13 protein-coding genes are annotated in these 13,794 nt (G+C 65.3%); all 13 read left to right on the forward strand.

The genetic code is table 11. From position 1 onward, the window contains the following. The first annotated feature begins 415 nt into the window (after nt 1–415). A complete protein-coding gene (locus I2E26_RS04840) occupies nt 416–904 on the forward strand; it encodes an Rrf2 family transcriptional regulator (RefSeq protein WP_195419822.1) in 489 nt (162 codons plus the stop codon). Between the two features lie 46 nt (nt 905–950). Beyond that, nucleotides 951–1,850, forward strand: coding sequence for an adenine glycosylase (locus I2E26_RS04845; protein ID WP_195419823.1), 900 nt, complete (start codon nt 951–953; stop codon nt 1,848–1,850). Between the two features lie 157 nt (nt 1,851–2,007). Then, on the forward strand, nt 2,008–2,547 hold the full coding sequence (rbr, locus tag I2E26_RS04850) for a rubrerythrin (RefSeq protein ID WP_147588754.1): 540 nt from the start codon (nt 2,008–2,010) through the stop codon (nt 2,545–2,547). A gap of 180 nt (nt 2,548–2,727) precedes the next feature. Beyond that, the gene (locus I2E26_RS04855; RefSeq protein WP_195419824.1) at nt 2,728–3,588 is read left to right on the forward strand and encodes a glycosyltransferase family 8 protein; all 861 of its coding nucleotides are present in this window, start codon (nt 2,728–2,730) and stop codon (nt 3,586–3,588) included. Beyond that, nucleotides 3,578–4,681 carry an AI-2E family transporter gene (locus I2E26_RS04860; RefSeq protein ID WP_195419825.1) on the forward strand — a complete coding sequence of 368 codons (1,104 nt, stop codon included), beginning with the start codon at nt 3,578–3,580 and terminating at the stop codon, nt 4,679–4,681. Before I2E26_RS04855 ends, I2E26_RS04860 begins: the two co-directional genes overlap by 11 nt. Before the next feature lie 239 nt (nt 4,682–4,920). Beyond that, nucleotides 4,921–6,264 (forward strand): hydrogenase small subunit, encoded by a 1,344-nt coding sequence (locus tag I2E26_RS04865; protein WP_195419826.1) that lies wholly within the window; start codon nt 4,921–4,923, stop codon nt 6,262–6,264. Next, the gene (locus tag I2E26_RS04870) at nt 6,264–7,928 is read left to right on the forward strand and encodes a nickel-dependent hydrogenase large subunit (RefSeq protein WP_195419827.1); all 1,665 of its coding nucleotides are present in this window, start codon (nt 6,264–6,266) and stop codon (nt 7,926–7,928) included. The genes I2E26_RS04865 and I2E26_RS04870 overlap by 1 nt, the downstream gene beginning before the upstream one ends. Before the next feature lie 9 nt (nt 7,929–7,937). Further along, entirely contained in the window at nt 7,938–8,672 is a 735-nt protein-coding gene (locus I2E26_RS04875) for a cytochrome b/b6 domain-containing protein (RefSeq protein WP_229056419.1), read from the forward strand. Continuing rightward, the gene (locus I2E26_RS04880) at nt 8,623–9,216 is read left to right on the forward strand and encodes a hydrogenase maturation protease (protein WP_195419829.1); all 594 of its coding nucleotides are present in this window, start codon (nt 8,623–8,625) and stop codon (nt 9,214–9,216) included. The genes I2E26_RS04875 and I2E26_RS04880 overlap by 50 nt, the downstream gene beginning before the upstream one ends. 94 nt (nt 9,217–9,310) lie before the next feature. Then, nucleotides 9,311–9,790: a hypothetical protein gene (locus I2E26_RS04885; RefSeq protein WP_195419830.1), complete on the forward strand. Its 480-nt coding sequence runs from the start codon at nt 9,311–9,313 to the stop codon at nt 9,788–9,790. Nucleotides 9,791–9,990: 200 nt separating this feature from the next. Then, complete coding sequence (locus I2E26_RS04890; protein ID WP_195419831.1) at nt 9,991–11,316, forward strand: DNA recombination protein RmuC; 1,326 nt, start codon at nt 9,991–9,993, stop codon at nt 11,314–11,316. 39 nt (nt 11,317–11,355) lie between these two features. After that, a complete protein-coding gene (nth, locus tag I2E26_RS04895) occupies nt 11,356–12,018 on the forward strand; it encodes an endonuclease III (protein WP_147588745.1) in 663 nt (220 codons plus the stop codon). A gap of 113 nt (nt 12,019–12,131) precedes the next feature. Continuing rightward, nucleotides 12,132–13,794, forward strand: a 1,663-nt coding sequence (locus I2E26_RS04900; RefSeq protein ID WP_370551448.1) for a CarD family transcriptional regulator, incomplete at its 3' end; no start/stop codon positions are given.

Consider the following 13,794-nt stretch of genomic DNA (forward strand, 5'->3'; position numbering starts at 1 on the left):
TCACGTCGGAGGTCGCGGGTTCGAGTCCCGTACTTCCCGCCATTTGCTTGTAAAGCCCCGCTTCGGCGGGGCTTTTTGCTTAAGAAGGCACGTTGCGACGCCATTCTATTCATTATAGAGGCATCAAAGCGCGGCTTTTTACAGTTTATCCTGTATGGGGTGTGCGTCTGAGCATCGGCGATCCCAGCGAGGGGACAGGGTTGTCCTGGGATAAAAACGGTCACCTACCTGCCTATTCTGTTTTTTTATGTTGCCAACTGAATAGGCGCTGGCAATTGTTTGTAACAGCTGTTTATATACGATTCATTGTGATACAATACTCGCTATGTATGCGTAAGGTACCTTGTACGCATATGGAAGACCCTTCGGAATCCCCGGATCATCGGGGCGTGTCCTGTTAGAACGAGGAGCAGAGATGAACATCTCCCGCAAGACCGACTACGCTCTCCGCATGCTGGCCATGCTGGTGCAGAGCGACGGCGGTCTTCTTTCTGTCCGTACTGCCGCCGAGGCGGTTGACGTTCCCTACTCATTTGCTCGCTCCATTCAGCATGGCCTGGTGCAGGCAGGTATCGTCGAGAGCCTGCGAGGCGTCCATGGCGGTATGCGCCTCAAGCTCGACCCGACGGAGGTCACCATCCGTGCGATCGTCGAGGCCATCCAGGGGCCGCTGGTTATGAATGATTGCACCGCGCTGGATGGCGAGTGCGCGCGCATGGGCTTCTGCTGCTATCATCCCATCTGGATGGGTGCCCAGGCGTTGATTCACAGCTATCTCGATTCCGTTACGCTCGACGATGTTCTGAACTGTCGCGTAAGCCCCGCCGTCGACCCCATGTTTGCCGATCGCGACCGGTTTGCCGAGTACGCATCATGCGGCGAGGCATGCAAGAAGGCCAAGTAAGCGCTTGGCGTCTTGGCTCCTCGTCCACACCAGCGAGGAGATCAATATGAATGAACCGACGAACCCCTTTCGCGCACATGTACGAGCGGAGGGGGTTCGCCTGTATCGCGACCTTCCGTGGCGCGATACGCGCGATCCGTATGCCATCTGGATCTCGGAGGTCATGCTGCAGCAGACGCAGGTACCGCGCGTCCTGAGGCGCTGGGAGGAGTGGCTGCAGCGGTTTCCCAGCGTATTCGCCCTGGCGGAGGCCCCGGTGGGCGACGTGCTCGCAGCGTGGCAGGGAATGGGCTACAACCGTCGTGCGCTGGCATTGAAATCTGCTGCCGAAACGCTCGTGGAGTCATATGACGGCGTCTTCCCCTGCGATGCGAAGGAGCTGTGCACTCTGCCGGGGATAGGGCCCGCGACGGCGCAGGGTATCCGCTCGTTCGCCTTCGACCTGCCCGGGGTGTATCTGGAGACGAACGTGCGAACGGTCTTCCTGCATCATTTCTTCCCCGATGTTCCCGCCGTGCCCGATCGCGAGCTCGTGCCGCTGATCGTCCGGGCCTGCCCGGGGCCGGCGGAGGATGGGTGGGCCGAGCCCGTGGATGCCGAAGATACGCCGCGCTCGTGGTATTACGCGCTGCTGGATTACGGCGCACACCTCAAGAAGACGGTTCCCAACCCATCGCGCCGGTCCAAGAGCTATACCAGGCAGTCGAAGTTCGAGGGCTCGCGTCGCCAGAAACGAGCCCATCTGGTTCGCGTGTTGCTGGGCGCTCGCGAGGCGGGTGCGCCGGCGCTGTCCCTGGACGAGCTGGCGGCGTCGCTCAACGAGTCCGAGGCGGCATCTGCGCGCCCGGCGGTCGCCCGCGACGAGGTGCGGTCTATTGTGGACGAGCTTGCACGCGAGGGCTTCTGCCGGGAGGTGTCACCCGACGCCTGGCGCATCGGTTCATGAGCGATGGGGGATGGATGTGCGGGCTGCATGGAGCGTTAGCCGCGCGCGCGAGCGGGTATAGATGGTTCGAGCGCATCGGGCGCTCGCGCATGGTGGTCGCCGCGTTTCGCCCCGGCCGTGTTGCCATGCGGCATCGTTGGTAGAGAGGACCTTTGGTATGGACTTCGAGAACTCGCAAACTAAGAAGAACCTCGAGACCGCTTTCGCCGGTGAGTCGCAGGCGCATACGAAGTACCGCTATTATGCTTCCAAGGCGAAGAAGGACGGTTACGTGCAGATCTCCGACATCTTCATGGAGACCGCGCTGAACGAGTCCGAGCACGCGAAGCTTTGGTTCAAATACCTGCACGGCGGCGAGGTACCGGGCACGCTCGACAACCTGCTGGATGCCGCGTCGGGTGAGAACTACGAGTGGACCACCATGTACGATGAGTTTGCAAAGACCGCCGATGAGGAGGGCTTTAAGGATATCGCCGCTAAATTCCGCGGCGTGGGCGCCGTTGAGAAGGCCCACGAGGAGCGCTATCGCAAGCTGGCCGAGCGCGTGGAAGCGGGCGAGGTCTTCGAGCGCGAGGGCGTGAAGGTGTGGAAGTGCCTGAACTGCGGCCATCTCCATGTTGGTCCCGCTGCCCCCGAGCTGTGCCCCGTGTGCGCCCATCCGAAGGCGTATTTCGAGGAGCAGGTCGTTAACTACTAATGAGCGCATCGCGCAACCAGGGTTGTAATCTTGGTTGCGTGCGGGCGATTCGATGGAAGACGCCACCGTCGTGGGCTTTGTGCGGCAACGACGGCGGCGCCTTTGCGTATAGGGGCGCGCCGGGCTGCAAGCGCGCGGTGCAACTGCAATGGGAGATGAGAGACGAGGGGGAAAGCCGAGATGCGCGACAGCATAGAGCTCGTGGCGACGTGCGATGCGGCCTATCTGCAACCGTTGCGGCGCACGGTGGTCTCGTGCGTTATCAACAATCCAGGTGAGACCTTTAGGCTCCATGTGCTGCACAGCACCATAGATGCTGGAAATCTGGCCGCTATGGACGCGTTTTGCGCAGCGGTGGGCGTGCGCTTCGAGGCGCATGCCATCGAGCGGGCGGCATTCGAGGGGGCGCGCTCGAGCAAGCGCTATCCCCAGGAAATGTACTATCGCATGCTGGCCGCCCATGTGCTGGATGATATCGACGGGCGCCTCCTCTATCTTGATCCCGACATATTGGTGATCAATCCGCTGCGTCCCCTGATCGAGACGGACCTGAAGGGCCGGGCGTTCGCCGCGGCCTCGCATCTCGATGCCATCCATCCCGTGACCGGGCTCAACCGCATCCGCCTCGACACGAAGGGCGCGTACTTCAACACGGGCGTGATCTTGATGGATGCGCCGGCGGCCCGACGCGTGGTCGATCCGGCGGAGCTCATGGCGTTCGCGGGCGAGCACGACGCCGAGATCGTCTTTCCCGACCAGGATATCTTCAACGCGCTCTACGGCGACCAGACCGTGGAGGTTCCCGATAACCTGTGGAACTACGACGCACGCAAATACACGGATTACCTGGTGCGCACCGGTGGCACGAGCACGATGGCATGGGTGATGGAGCATACGGGCATCCTGCACTATTGCGGGCGCGACAAACCGTGGAACCCGGGCTACCGCGGTCGTTTCGACGCGCTGTACAAGAACTACATGTCGATCGCCGCGCGCGTGGATGCGCGCGCGTGCGGCGAAAGGGGAGTCTGTGGACAATAAGAAGATGAGGGACGCCATGTTCCTCGTGGCGTTCGGCGTGCTGTTGTATGTGGGCATGACGCACCTGTCGGTGGTGTTCGACGCGCTGTCGAAGGTGGCGCAGCTATTGCTGCCCGTGCTCATCGGCGCGATCTTCGCCTTCGTGCTCAACGTGCCCATGTCGGGCCTCGAGCGCATGTTCAACCAGCTGGGCGACAGGCTGGGCCGCGAGTTTCCCGTAGGGCCGGTGCGCCTGTTGAGCCTGCTCATCACGCTGGCCGGCATCGTCTTGGCGTTTGTGGGCGCGGTGGCGCTGGTGATCCCCGAGCTCATCGAATCGGGCCGCACCATCATTCCGCTCGCGCAGCAAAAGATTCCGGAGTGGATCGCGTTCGCCGAGGAAAGCGGCGTCGACCTGTCGGGCTTGGTCAAGCAGCTGAGCGACCTTGAGAGCTCCGGCGCCATGGATGCGCCGTCGTTCGTGGGTTCGGCGACGGCTCTGGCTAAGTCGACGATCTTGACGGCTGGCAACATGATGCTGGGCATGGTGATCGCCATCTACTTGCTGCTGGGAAAGCACACGTTCTCGCGCCAGGCGCTCATGATCGCCCAGGCCAACCTGCCCGAGTCGGTGGTGAACAAGATTCGCTTCGTGGGCAATCTCGCGTGCGAGACCTATGCGAAGTTTCTTTCCGGTCAGTTCGTCGAGGCCATCATCTTGAGCTGCCTCATGTATACGACGTTCAAGCTGTTCGGCCTGCCATACGCGGGCATCACCGCCTACCTCACCGGCCTATGCGCGTTCGTGCCCTATGTGGGCGCGCTCCTCTCGGGAGCTGCGGGCGTGGTGCTCACGCTGCTTGCCAATCCCTTGCAGGCGCCGGTGTGCCTGGTGGTATATCTGGCGACGCAGTTCGTGGAGAACCAGTTTATCTATCCGCGCGTCGTAGGCGGTTCGGTGGGTCTGGCGCCCATGTGGGCCCTGCTGGCCGCGCTGGTGGGCGGCAAGCTTTTCGGCGTCATCGGCATCGTGTTCTTCATCCCGCTGGCGTCGGTCATCTATACGCTGGTGCGCGACGACACCAAGATGAAGCTCGCGCGCAAGGCGGCATAAGGCCTGCCTCCCGGTCATCTCTTCTGCACGGAAGCGCCCGTGCCCGGCCCGCATGTGCGGGAAGGGCGCGGGCGCTTCGTGCGTTTGCGGCTATGTTGCCCGATGTGGGCGCGGCGTCTGGTGCTCGTGCCTATGGTCGAACGAGGCGCTGCGGGCGGTATTCGCCTGCGTTTCGCGGCGCCACGTGAGGTGTGACGCGCCGCCCGCAGGCGGGCGTGCGGTCCCAGGGAGGTGGAGCGATGGGAATCGATCAGCGGGTCCGGGATGCGACGCTGGCCGAGCGCCTCGTGGCGCACGGTTTTTCTCGCAGGGAGTTTCTTGCCTATTGCGGTGGCCTTGCCGTGATGCTGGGGTTTTCCAGTACGGCGGCGCCGAAGATCGCCGAGGCGTTGGAGGCACGGGGCAAGACGGGGAGGCTACTGCCCGTTATCTGGATGGAGGGCGGGTCGTGCTCGGGGTGCACCGAGGCGCTCGCGCAGGCGGGCTCGCCCGATATTGGCGAGCTCGTGCTGGAGAGCATCTCGCTCAACTACAGCGAGACCCTGTCGGCGGCGGCCGGACGCTCGCTGGAGCAGGTGCGGCGCGAAACCATCGAGGCGGGCGGCTACCTGCTTATCTACGAGGGCGCGGTGCCAACCGCGTTCGACGGCAACGTGCTGGCCGTCGGCGGCGTGAAGGGCATCGACTCGCTTATGGCCGCGGCCGAGCGCGCCGACGCGGTGGTGGCGCTGGGGTCGTGCGCGTGCGACGGCGGATGGATGGCAGCCCGGCCCAACGACGCGTATACGATGGGCGTGCAGCGCTATCTGCTTGAGCAGGGTATCGAGACGCCCGTCGTCAACATTCCCTGCTGCCCGGCTAATCCGGAATGGCTGATCGCCGTGATCGTGGAGTATGCGCTCACGGGACGCTTGCCGCGGCTCGACACGAAGAGCCGTCCGGCAGCGCTGTTCGGGCAGACCGTGCACGACAACTGCCCTCGGCGCGGGCATTTCGAAAACGGGGAGTTCGTCTACCGGTTCGGCAGCGCGGAGGAAGAAAAGGGATATTGCCTGTATCCGCTGGGCTGCCGCGGACCGCAGACGTTTTCGACCTGTCCGGTCACGAGGTGGAACCGTTCGGTTTCGTGGTGCGTCGAGGCGGGCGCTCCATGCATCGGGTGCGGCGTGATCAACCCCATGGACCCCAAGCGCAACTGGGTGGACGAGAGCGCGCCGTTCCGCAAGCGGCATCGCGATCTGACGTTGGGCGATTTTCAATTCCAGCCGCCGGCGGCCGCCCTGGCCTGCACGGGGCTGATCTGCGCAGCGCTGTCGGTTCACGCGGTGGGCATGAAGCTCGCGGGCCGTGTGGACGGCGGAGCGGATTTCGAGGCCGAGCGGCGCTGGGACGTGAAGCACGGTACCGAGGCGGCGCATGAGGCCGGCGAGCGGGCTGCGAGGTTGTACGACGAGCTGGATGCGCGTGGCTTGGAGCCCAAGAACATCGATCGCATGAAGACGAAGCGCGCCGAGCGTCGGGCTGCCCGCGAGGCCGCCCAGGCGCACGTGGAGGAGTCGAGCAAGAAGGAAGGCGATGAGTGATGGCGCATTCCGTCGTCGATCCGGTATCCAGGATCGAGGGGCACCTTTCTATCGAGATGGAGGTTGAGGGCGGCGCGGTGTCCAAGGCCTGGGTGTGCGGCAACCTGTATCGCGGGCTTGAGAACGCCCTGGTGGGGCACACGCCCTATGATGCGGCGCTCATCTCCGAGCGCATCTGCGGCATCTGCCCGGTGTCGCATGCGCACACCTCGTGCTTCGCCGCCGAGGACGCCTACGGCATCCGGATCCCCGAAGCGGCGCGCCTCGTGCGCAACATCGCCGAGGGCGCCCAGATCCTGCATTCGACCATCCTGTGGTTCTACAATCTCGCCGGCTTGGACTATATCAACCCGCTCGGGGCGCTCGAGGCGAGCGCGGCCGATGCGTGCGACGTGTGCCGGCGCTACGGCACGTCGGGCGCGGATTTCGAAAGCCTGCTCGGTCGGTTGCGCACGTTCGCCGCGGGCGGCCAGCTCTCCATCTTCACGGGCAACTGGTTCGACTGCCTCGACGTCGATGGGGCGCCCGCGTACAAGCTGTCGCCCGCCGAGAACCTGGTTGCCACGGCGCATTACTTCGAGGGTATCGAGAACCAGGCGAAGGCGTCGCAGATATGCGCGATCATCGGCGGCAAGATGCCCCATGTGATGACGGCGATTCCGGGCGGCACCTCATTCGTGCCCACGACCGATCAGCTCGACGATATCGTCTTTCGCGTGCGGGAGCTCAAGTCCTGGATACGCGCTACGATGATCCCCGAACTCTATATGCTCGTTGAGCGCTATCCGCAGATCAAGGGCATGGGGCGCGGCCCTGGGCGCTTCATATCGTTCGGCGTGTTCGATGATGCGAGCAGGGAGCTCAACCGTCGGTACCTGCCTGCGGGCATGGTGGTGCTTGCGTCCGATGGGCGCCTCGCCATCTCAGACGTGGACGCGTCGCTCATCACCGAGGATACCGCTCATGCGTTTTACGAGAAGCATGCCCCGCTTCGCCCCGAAGACGGCGTGACGGCGCCGTTGTGGCCGCGCGATGGCAAGAATCTGGATGACAAATACACCTGGGTGAAGGCGCCGCGCTACGACGGCGCGTCGTACGAGGCCGGCGGCATCGCCCGCATGATGGCCGCCTACGCGCGCAACGTGGAGCCCGTGGTGACGCGCGTCGACGAGGCGCTGGCAAAGACCGGCTTGCCCTTGGGCGATTTCGACTGCGTGGCGGGTCGCATGATCGCCCGCGTGCTCGAGACCGATTACGTCTGCGACGTGATGGAGCAGAACGCCGAAGAGCTCGCGGCTTTGATAGGTGCGGGCAAGGCCGAATACCATGTGGAGCCCGCGCGCACCACGGGTACGGGCCTGGGGCTTTGGGAGGCGCCGCGCGGGGCGTTGCTCCATACCGAGCGGGTGGAGAACGACGTCGTGACGCACTATCAGGAGATCATCCCCTCCACGTGGAACCTGTCTCCCGCCGATTGGCGCGGCTGCCCCGGGCCGCTCGAGGAGATGCTGCTAGGTACGCCGGTGGCCGATATCGACCGCCCGCTCGATGCCGTGCGCGTCGTGCACAGCGTGGACCCGTGCACCGCGTGCGCGTGCCATGTGACGGAGCCCGGGACGGGCAGGACGTTTCGCATGGTCGCATCCCCCTGGGGGGTGAGGTAGATGGCGCATATGGCGCATTACCGCGAGGCGCATCCGTTCGCGTGCGTGGTGACGCACTGGGTGAACCTCGTCGCGATGGCCTTCCTCATCCCGACTGGCTTCTACGTGCATTATCCGCTGTTCGGCGGCGTGATGTCGCTGGCGCGCGGGCTGCATCTGTTCTTCGGCATCGTGTTGCTGGCCAACTGCCTGGTGCGCATCGTGCTCGCGTTCGTCATCAAGAGCGCTCCGGCGCCCGGTACGCGCGAGGTGGTGCCCGATTACAAGACCTGGCTGCCGCAGCGCGACAACAGGCACCAGCTGTGGGCGTGGGTCAGCTATTACCTGTTCCTGCGCCGCGAGCACCCCATCGCGGCCAAGCTGGGCGTTCCGCAGAAGATCGTGTACCTGCTCATTCCGGTCATGATCTTCTTTACCGGCTATACGGGGCTGTGCCTGTGGAGCCCCACCGCCTCGTGGCCGATCTGCGTGGCGGGCCTGGATTTCTTCGGCGGCGCCATGAACGTGCGCATCCTGCATTACCTCATGATGTGGGCGTTTTTGGCGTTCATGTGCATCCACGTGTACCTGTCGCTGATCGAGGGCGCGACGCCGGCGGCGCTGATCTTCTTCTGGAGGGAGGCCCCCGGCTTGGTGTACGACCCTGCGACCATGAACAACGTGGGGTTCGATGGCATGGGGCGCAAGCCGGATTATGGCGAGACCTTCAAGGGGGAGAGGGCCGTCGATGAGCGGCGCGGCTGAGCCGCCGCGCGTGGGCGTGGTCTGCGTTGGCAACGAATACCGGCAAGACGATGGATTCGGTCCCGCCGTCGCCCGCTATCTGCGGGAGTGCTACCGGTTTCGGCCGGGCGTGATGGTGATGGACCGCGCGGTGGCGGGTTTCGATATCGTGCCGGAGCTGCTGGACCTCGATGCCGTGGTGCTGGTCGACGCCCTGGACGGCACGGGTGCCCCGCCGGGCACGGTGTTTGCCTTCGAGCCGCAGGACATGGCGATGGGCGGCTTGGTGGCATCGCTGCACGAGGTGCGCTTCGCGGACGTGCTGGCCGCGGCGCGCTTCATGGGGGCGGCGTGCGCGGGGCGCTGCTTCGGCGTGCAGGTGGCCGACAGGGGGTCGGGCGCGCTGGAGCGCGGGCTGAGTCCCGTGGTGGCGGCCGCGGTGCCTCCCGCGGCGCGCGCGGTGGCGCGGTACCTGGATGCGGAGTGGGATGCGCGGCCGGTGCGCCGTGGCGAGATGTTGGGGCACGGGGCCGATCCTGTAGGGGAAGCGGGCCGTTTCTGTTAGTGAAAATGAACAACAACGCCTCTTGACCAGGCATGTTGTTGGGTGCATGCTGAATATCCCTCTCTTCGATTGAGCCTCCGGCAAAGGAGGCCGTATGAGCTTGTTTATAGAATCCGCGCAGCGCGCCGCCCGTAGGCGCGACGTGGTGGCGGGGTGGAATCGCGATGCGGGCGCGCGCCATGCGGACGATGGGCTCGATCTGGACGAGGCGCCGGGTTACGAGGCTGCATCCGGCCCCGCCCGCGCTCCCCGCGGCGGCGGGGCTGCTGCCGCCGCGTTGACGGATACGGCGCCGGCGGCTTCGGAGGCGTATTCCACGGCGCAGGAGGCCTATCGCGATGCGCTCGCATACGACAAGCAGCGCTCTCGTTCGCGTAAGCGCTGGGCGGTCGCGCGGATCGCGATGATCGCGGTGCTCACGCCCTTGGCTCTCGTCCTGCTGTTTCTTGCGGCTTATGCCACTACCTGCATCGTGAACGGAGCGACGCCCGAGGAGCTCGTCGGGCTTATGGGGCAGCTGTTCGAGCGCATGGCGGTGTTTGCCGGCCAGGTGCTGGGGCGGGCCGTCTCGTGACGTCCGCCGCCTCGCTTCGGCTCGCGCATGCGGGCATGCCGCGTCGTCGCCCGTCCGTCGTTCGCGGGGGATTTTTATGGCATGCGGGAAACGAGTGCGAGCGGCGGGGGCCGTGGCCACGGCATGCATGTTAGGCTGTGGTCGTGCTGCGCCGCGCATGGGGGCGTAGCGCGAAGCGAGATTGAAAGGAGCGCTCGTCCATGGACGGTTTGGCGTTGATCATTGTGGGAATCGCTGCCGCGGTGGCCGCGGTGTGCGCGGCGTTCGCGCTGGGCGAGGTTCGTCGTGCGAGCCGCGCTGCCTCGCGTCGCATGCAGGAGCTCGAGGTTCGGATGGGCGCGCTCGAGGCGTCGATATCCGATGCGCGCTCGGTCTTGGGGGCGCTATCGCAGTGGGCGGTGGGCGATTCCGCGGCAAGCCAGCAGCGGCACGACGCCATGATGCGCGAGTTCTCCGTGCTGTCGGGTTCGATGGATGCGCTGCGCCGCGATACGGCCGAGCGCCTGGAGAAGAGCCGCGATACGGTGGATGCGCGCTTGGGCGAGGTCCGGACGGTGGTGGAGCGGCAGCTGGGGTCGATTCGCGAGGATAACCAGCAACAGCTCGATCGCATGCGCGAGACGGTCGACGAGAAGCTCACGCGCACGCTGAATGACCGCCTGTCGACCTCGTTCAAGCAGGTGAGCGACCAGCTCGAGGCGGTCTATACCGGCCTGGGCGACATGCGCAACATCGCCGCGGGCGTGGGCGACCTCAAGCGCGTCCTGTCCAACGTCAAGACGCGCGGGATTCTGGGCGAGGTGCAGCTGGGCGCGATCCTGGCCGATATCCTCTCGCCCGATCAGTACGCGCAGAATATCGCCACCAAGCCCGATAGCTCCGAGCGCGTCGAGTTTGCAGTCAAGCTGCCGGTCGACGGCGGAGAGCCCGTCTGGCTGCCCATCGATTCGAAATTCCCGGGTGATACCTACGAGCATCTGCGCGAGGCTATAGAGGCGGGCGACGCCGCGGAGATCGAGCAGGCGCGCCGGGTGTTGGAGCAGCGCATCAAGGCCGAGGCGCGCGACATATCCGAGAAGTACCTCTCGGTACCCGCCACCACGAACTTCGGCATTCTGTTTCTGCCGTTCGAAGGCCTGTACGCCGAGGTCGTGGACAGGCCCGGCCTCATCGAGGCCGTGCAGCGCGACTACCAGGTAAACGTCGCCGGCCCCTCGACGATGGCGGCCATCCTCAACAGTTTGCAGATGAGCTACCAGACGTTCGCCTTCCAGAAGCGCGCCGACGAGATCCAGCGCGTGCTCGCCGCGGTGAAGGCCGAGTTCCCGCGCTATCAGGCCGAGCTGCGCCGCGCGCGCAAGCAGATCGAGACCGCGGGCAAGACCGTGGACGGCATCATCACCACGCGCACCAACGTGATCGAGCGCAAGCTGCGAGCGGTAACGGCGCTCGAGGATGCACGGGAGGCTGCGGATGTGATCGGCTACGACGCGATGCTGCCGGGCGAGGAAGACGACGACTGCTAGCGGCGCCCCGGCGCCGAGGATGAGGGGAAGGGGAACGCGATGCCACGAGAGAAGAACGCGGTTAAGACCGAGCGGGCTATCGAGGTGTGCCGCCGCCTGAACGAGCGCTACGGTCCCGTGGAGTGCTTTCTTGACCATACGAACCCGTTTCGCCTGGTCATCTCGGTACTGCTGTCGGCTCAGACTACGGATGCCCAGGTAAACAAGGTCACGCCCGCGTTGTTCGAGCGCTGGCCCACGCCCGAGGCGATGGCGGGCGCGACTCCTGCCGAGGTGGCGGAGGTCATCAAATCCCTGGGTTTCTATAAGACGAAGGCGAAGCATTGCGTGGAGGCCGCGCAGATGATCGTGGCCGATTACGGCGGCCAGGTGCCGGCAAGCATGAAGGAGCTCGTCAAGTTGCCCGGCGTGGGCAGGAAGACCGCCAACATCGTGCTCAACGTGAGCTTCGGTATCGTCGATGGCATCGCAGTGGACACGCATGTGAACCGCATCGCGCACCGGTTGAAGCTCTCGCCGAAAACGCATGAGAAGGAGCCGCTCAAGACCGAGCAGGACCTGCTCAAGATCTTGCCGCGCGAATACTGGAACGACGTGAACCACCAGTGGATCATGCTGGGGCGCGAGATCTGCGATGCTCGTAAGCCCCGTTGCGGTGAATGCCCCCTTGCGGATATCTGCCCGAGCGCGCGCATGGAGTAGGGTGGCACTGCGCGTGCTGGGGTAGAATAGCTCGCAGAACACACTCGTGCGTCGACCCGTCCATATCGCTTGGGCGGGTTTTCGGCGTATATGCTATGTGAACGGAGGCACGCGTGCTCATTCATCGCATCGCTGCGCAGCTGTATACCGCCGAGGGCCCGAAGGTGATCGAGGAGGCATTGGAGCGGGGCGAGGACGCTACGCTCGCCGTATCCCAATCGGGCCGCACCCTCATGGTCGCGGCGCAGTTCGCGCGTCGCCCGCGCCCCACGGTCTATATCGTTTCCGGCGAGGATTCGGCCGACCGCGCGTATCGCTCGCTCGCGGCTTATCTGGGGCTCGAGTATGTGGCTCGATTCCCCGAGCGCTCCGATTATCCCTGGAAAGACACTGCACCCGACGATGCCGTGGTGGCGGCGCGCTGCGCGGCCCTTGGTCGCGTGGCCCGCGGGCAACCGTGCGTGATGGTGGCCTCGGCGCGTTCGCTGCTGCGCTGCGTGCCGCCGCGTGAGAGCCGCTATTGGTCCTCGACGCGCTTCTCCGTGGGTGCCGAGGTGCCGTTCGACGAGGTGCCCCGCATGCTGGTTAGCATGGGCTATACGAGTTCCGAGGCGGCCGACGCCCCGGGCCTGTTCTGGGTGCACGGTGACGCCGTGGACGTCTACCCCGCCCAGGCAACGGCTCCCGTGCGCATCGAGTTCTTCGGCGACGAGATCGACCGCATACGCCGCATGGTGGCTTCGACGGGCCAGACCATCGGCGATGAGGACGCTGTGGAGATCTATCCTTGTCGCGAGCTGGCGCTGACCGATGACGCGGTGAAGCGCATCAGCGCGGCGCTGTATCTGCCGGCGCAAAACGACACCGTGCTCGCCGCCATGCTCGAGTTGGCGCAGCAGCGCATCGTGACCCCCGAGCTCGATCGCTATCTGCCGTTGCTGTACGAGCGGACCGAGAGCCCGTTGGCGCACCTGTCCGAGGATGCGCTCGTCATCCTGTCGGAGCCGCGGTCGTTGTTCGACGACTGCGTGCGCGCATACGAGGACCTGGAGCGCCGCGCCGGGGAAGCGAAGGTGGCGCGCCTCGACGGGCTGTACGTGCGTCCGCAGGAGCTCGATTTCGGTCGCCAGCAGCGCTTGAACTACGTGAGTCTGATCCGCGCCGGCGGCGCGGTGACGGCGGAGCTCAAGCTCGAGCAACCCGCGCCGGCGGGCTCGGACAACCGGTTCATATCGCGCATCCAGGAGGTGGTGAACAACCGCTATGCGGTGCTGTTCGCCATCCCCGACCGCGGCGCCCGCGAATCGATGGAGCTGAGCTTCACCGATGTGTCCATCCCGTTCGAGGAGTCCCTGCAGGCCGATCCCGATAACGCGGGCGGATTCGGCGCGGACGCCCCGGCCGTGGAGCTTGCGAGCGTGTCGCGCCGGCGCGCCGACGCGCTGAACCGACGCGGCTTGGAGGAGGGGGCCGCCGGTCCGACCGTTCCCACCATCACGCGCGGCCGCGTGACGTTCATCGACGCGCCCCTGCCCGCCGGCACGGTGGTGCCCGAGGCGCATCTGGCGGTTTTCTCGCTGGCCGACCTCAACGCGCGCATGGACGCCAAGCGCGCTCGCGGCCGGGCGCGCCGCCGCGTCGACGTCACCGAGGTGACCTTCCCCTTCAAGCCGGGCGATTACGTCGTCCATGCCACGCACGGCATCGCCCTGTTCGCCGAGATCGTGCGGCAGGAGGTGGCGGGTCGCGAGCGCGATTACTTCCTTTTGGAATATG

This window comes from Collinsella sp. D33t1_170424_A12 (assembly GCF_015554865.1).
Classification (GTDB): domain Bacteria; phylum Actinomycetota; class Coriobacteriia; order Coriobacteriales; family Coriobacteriaceae; genus Collinsella.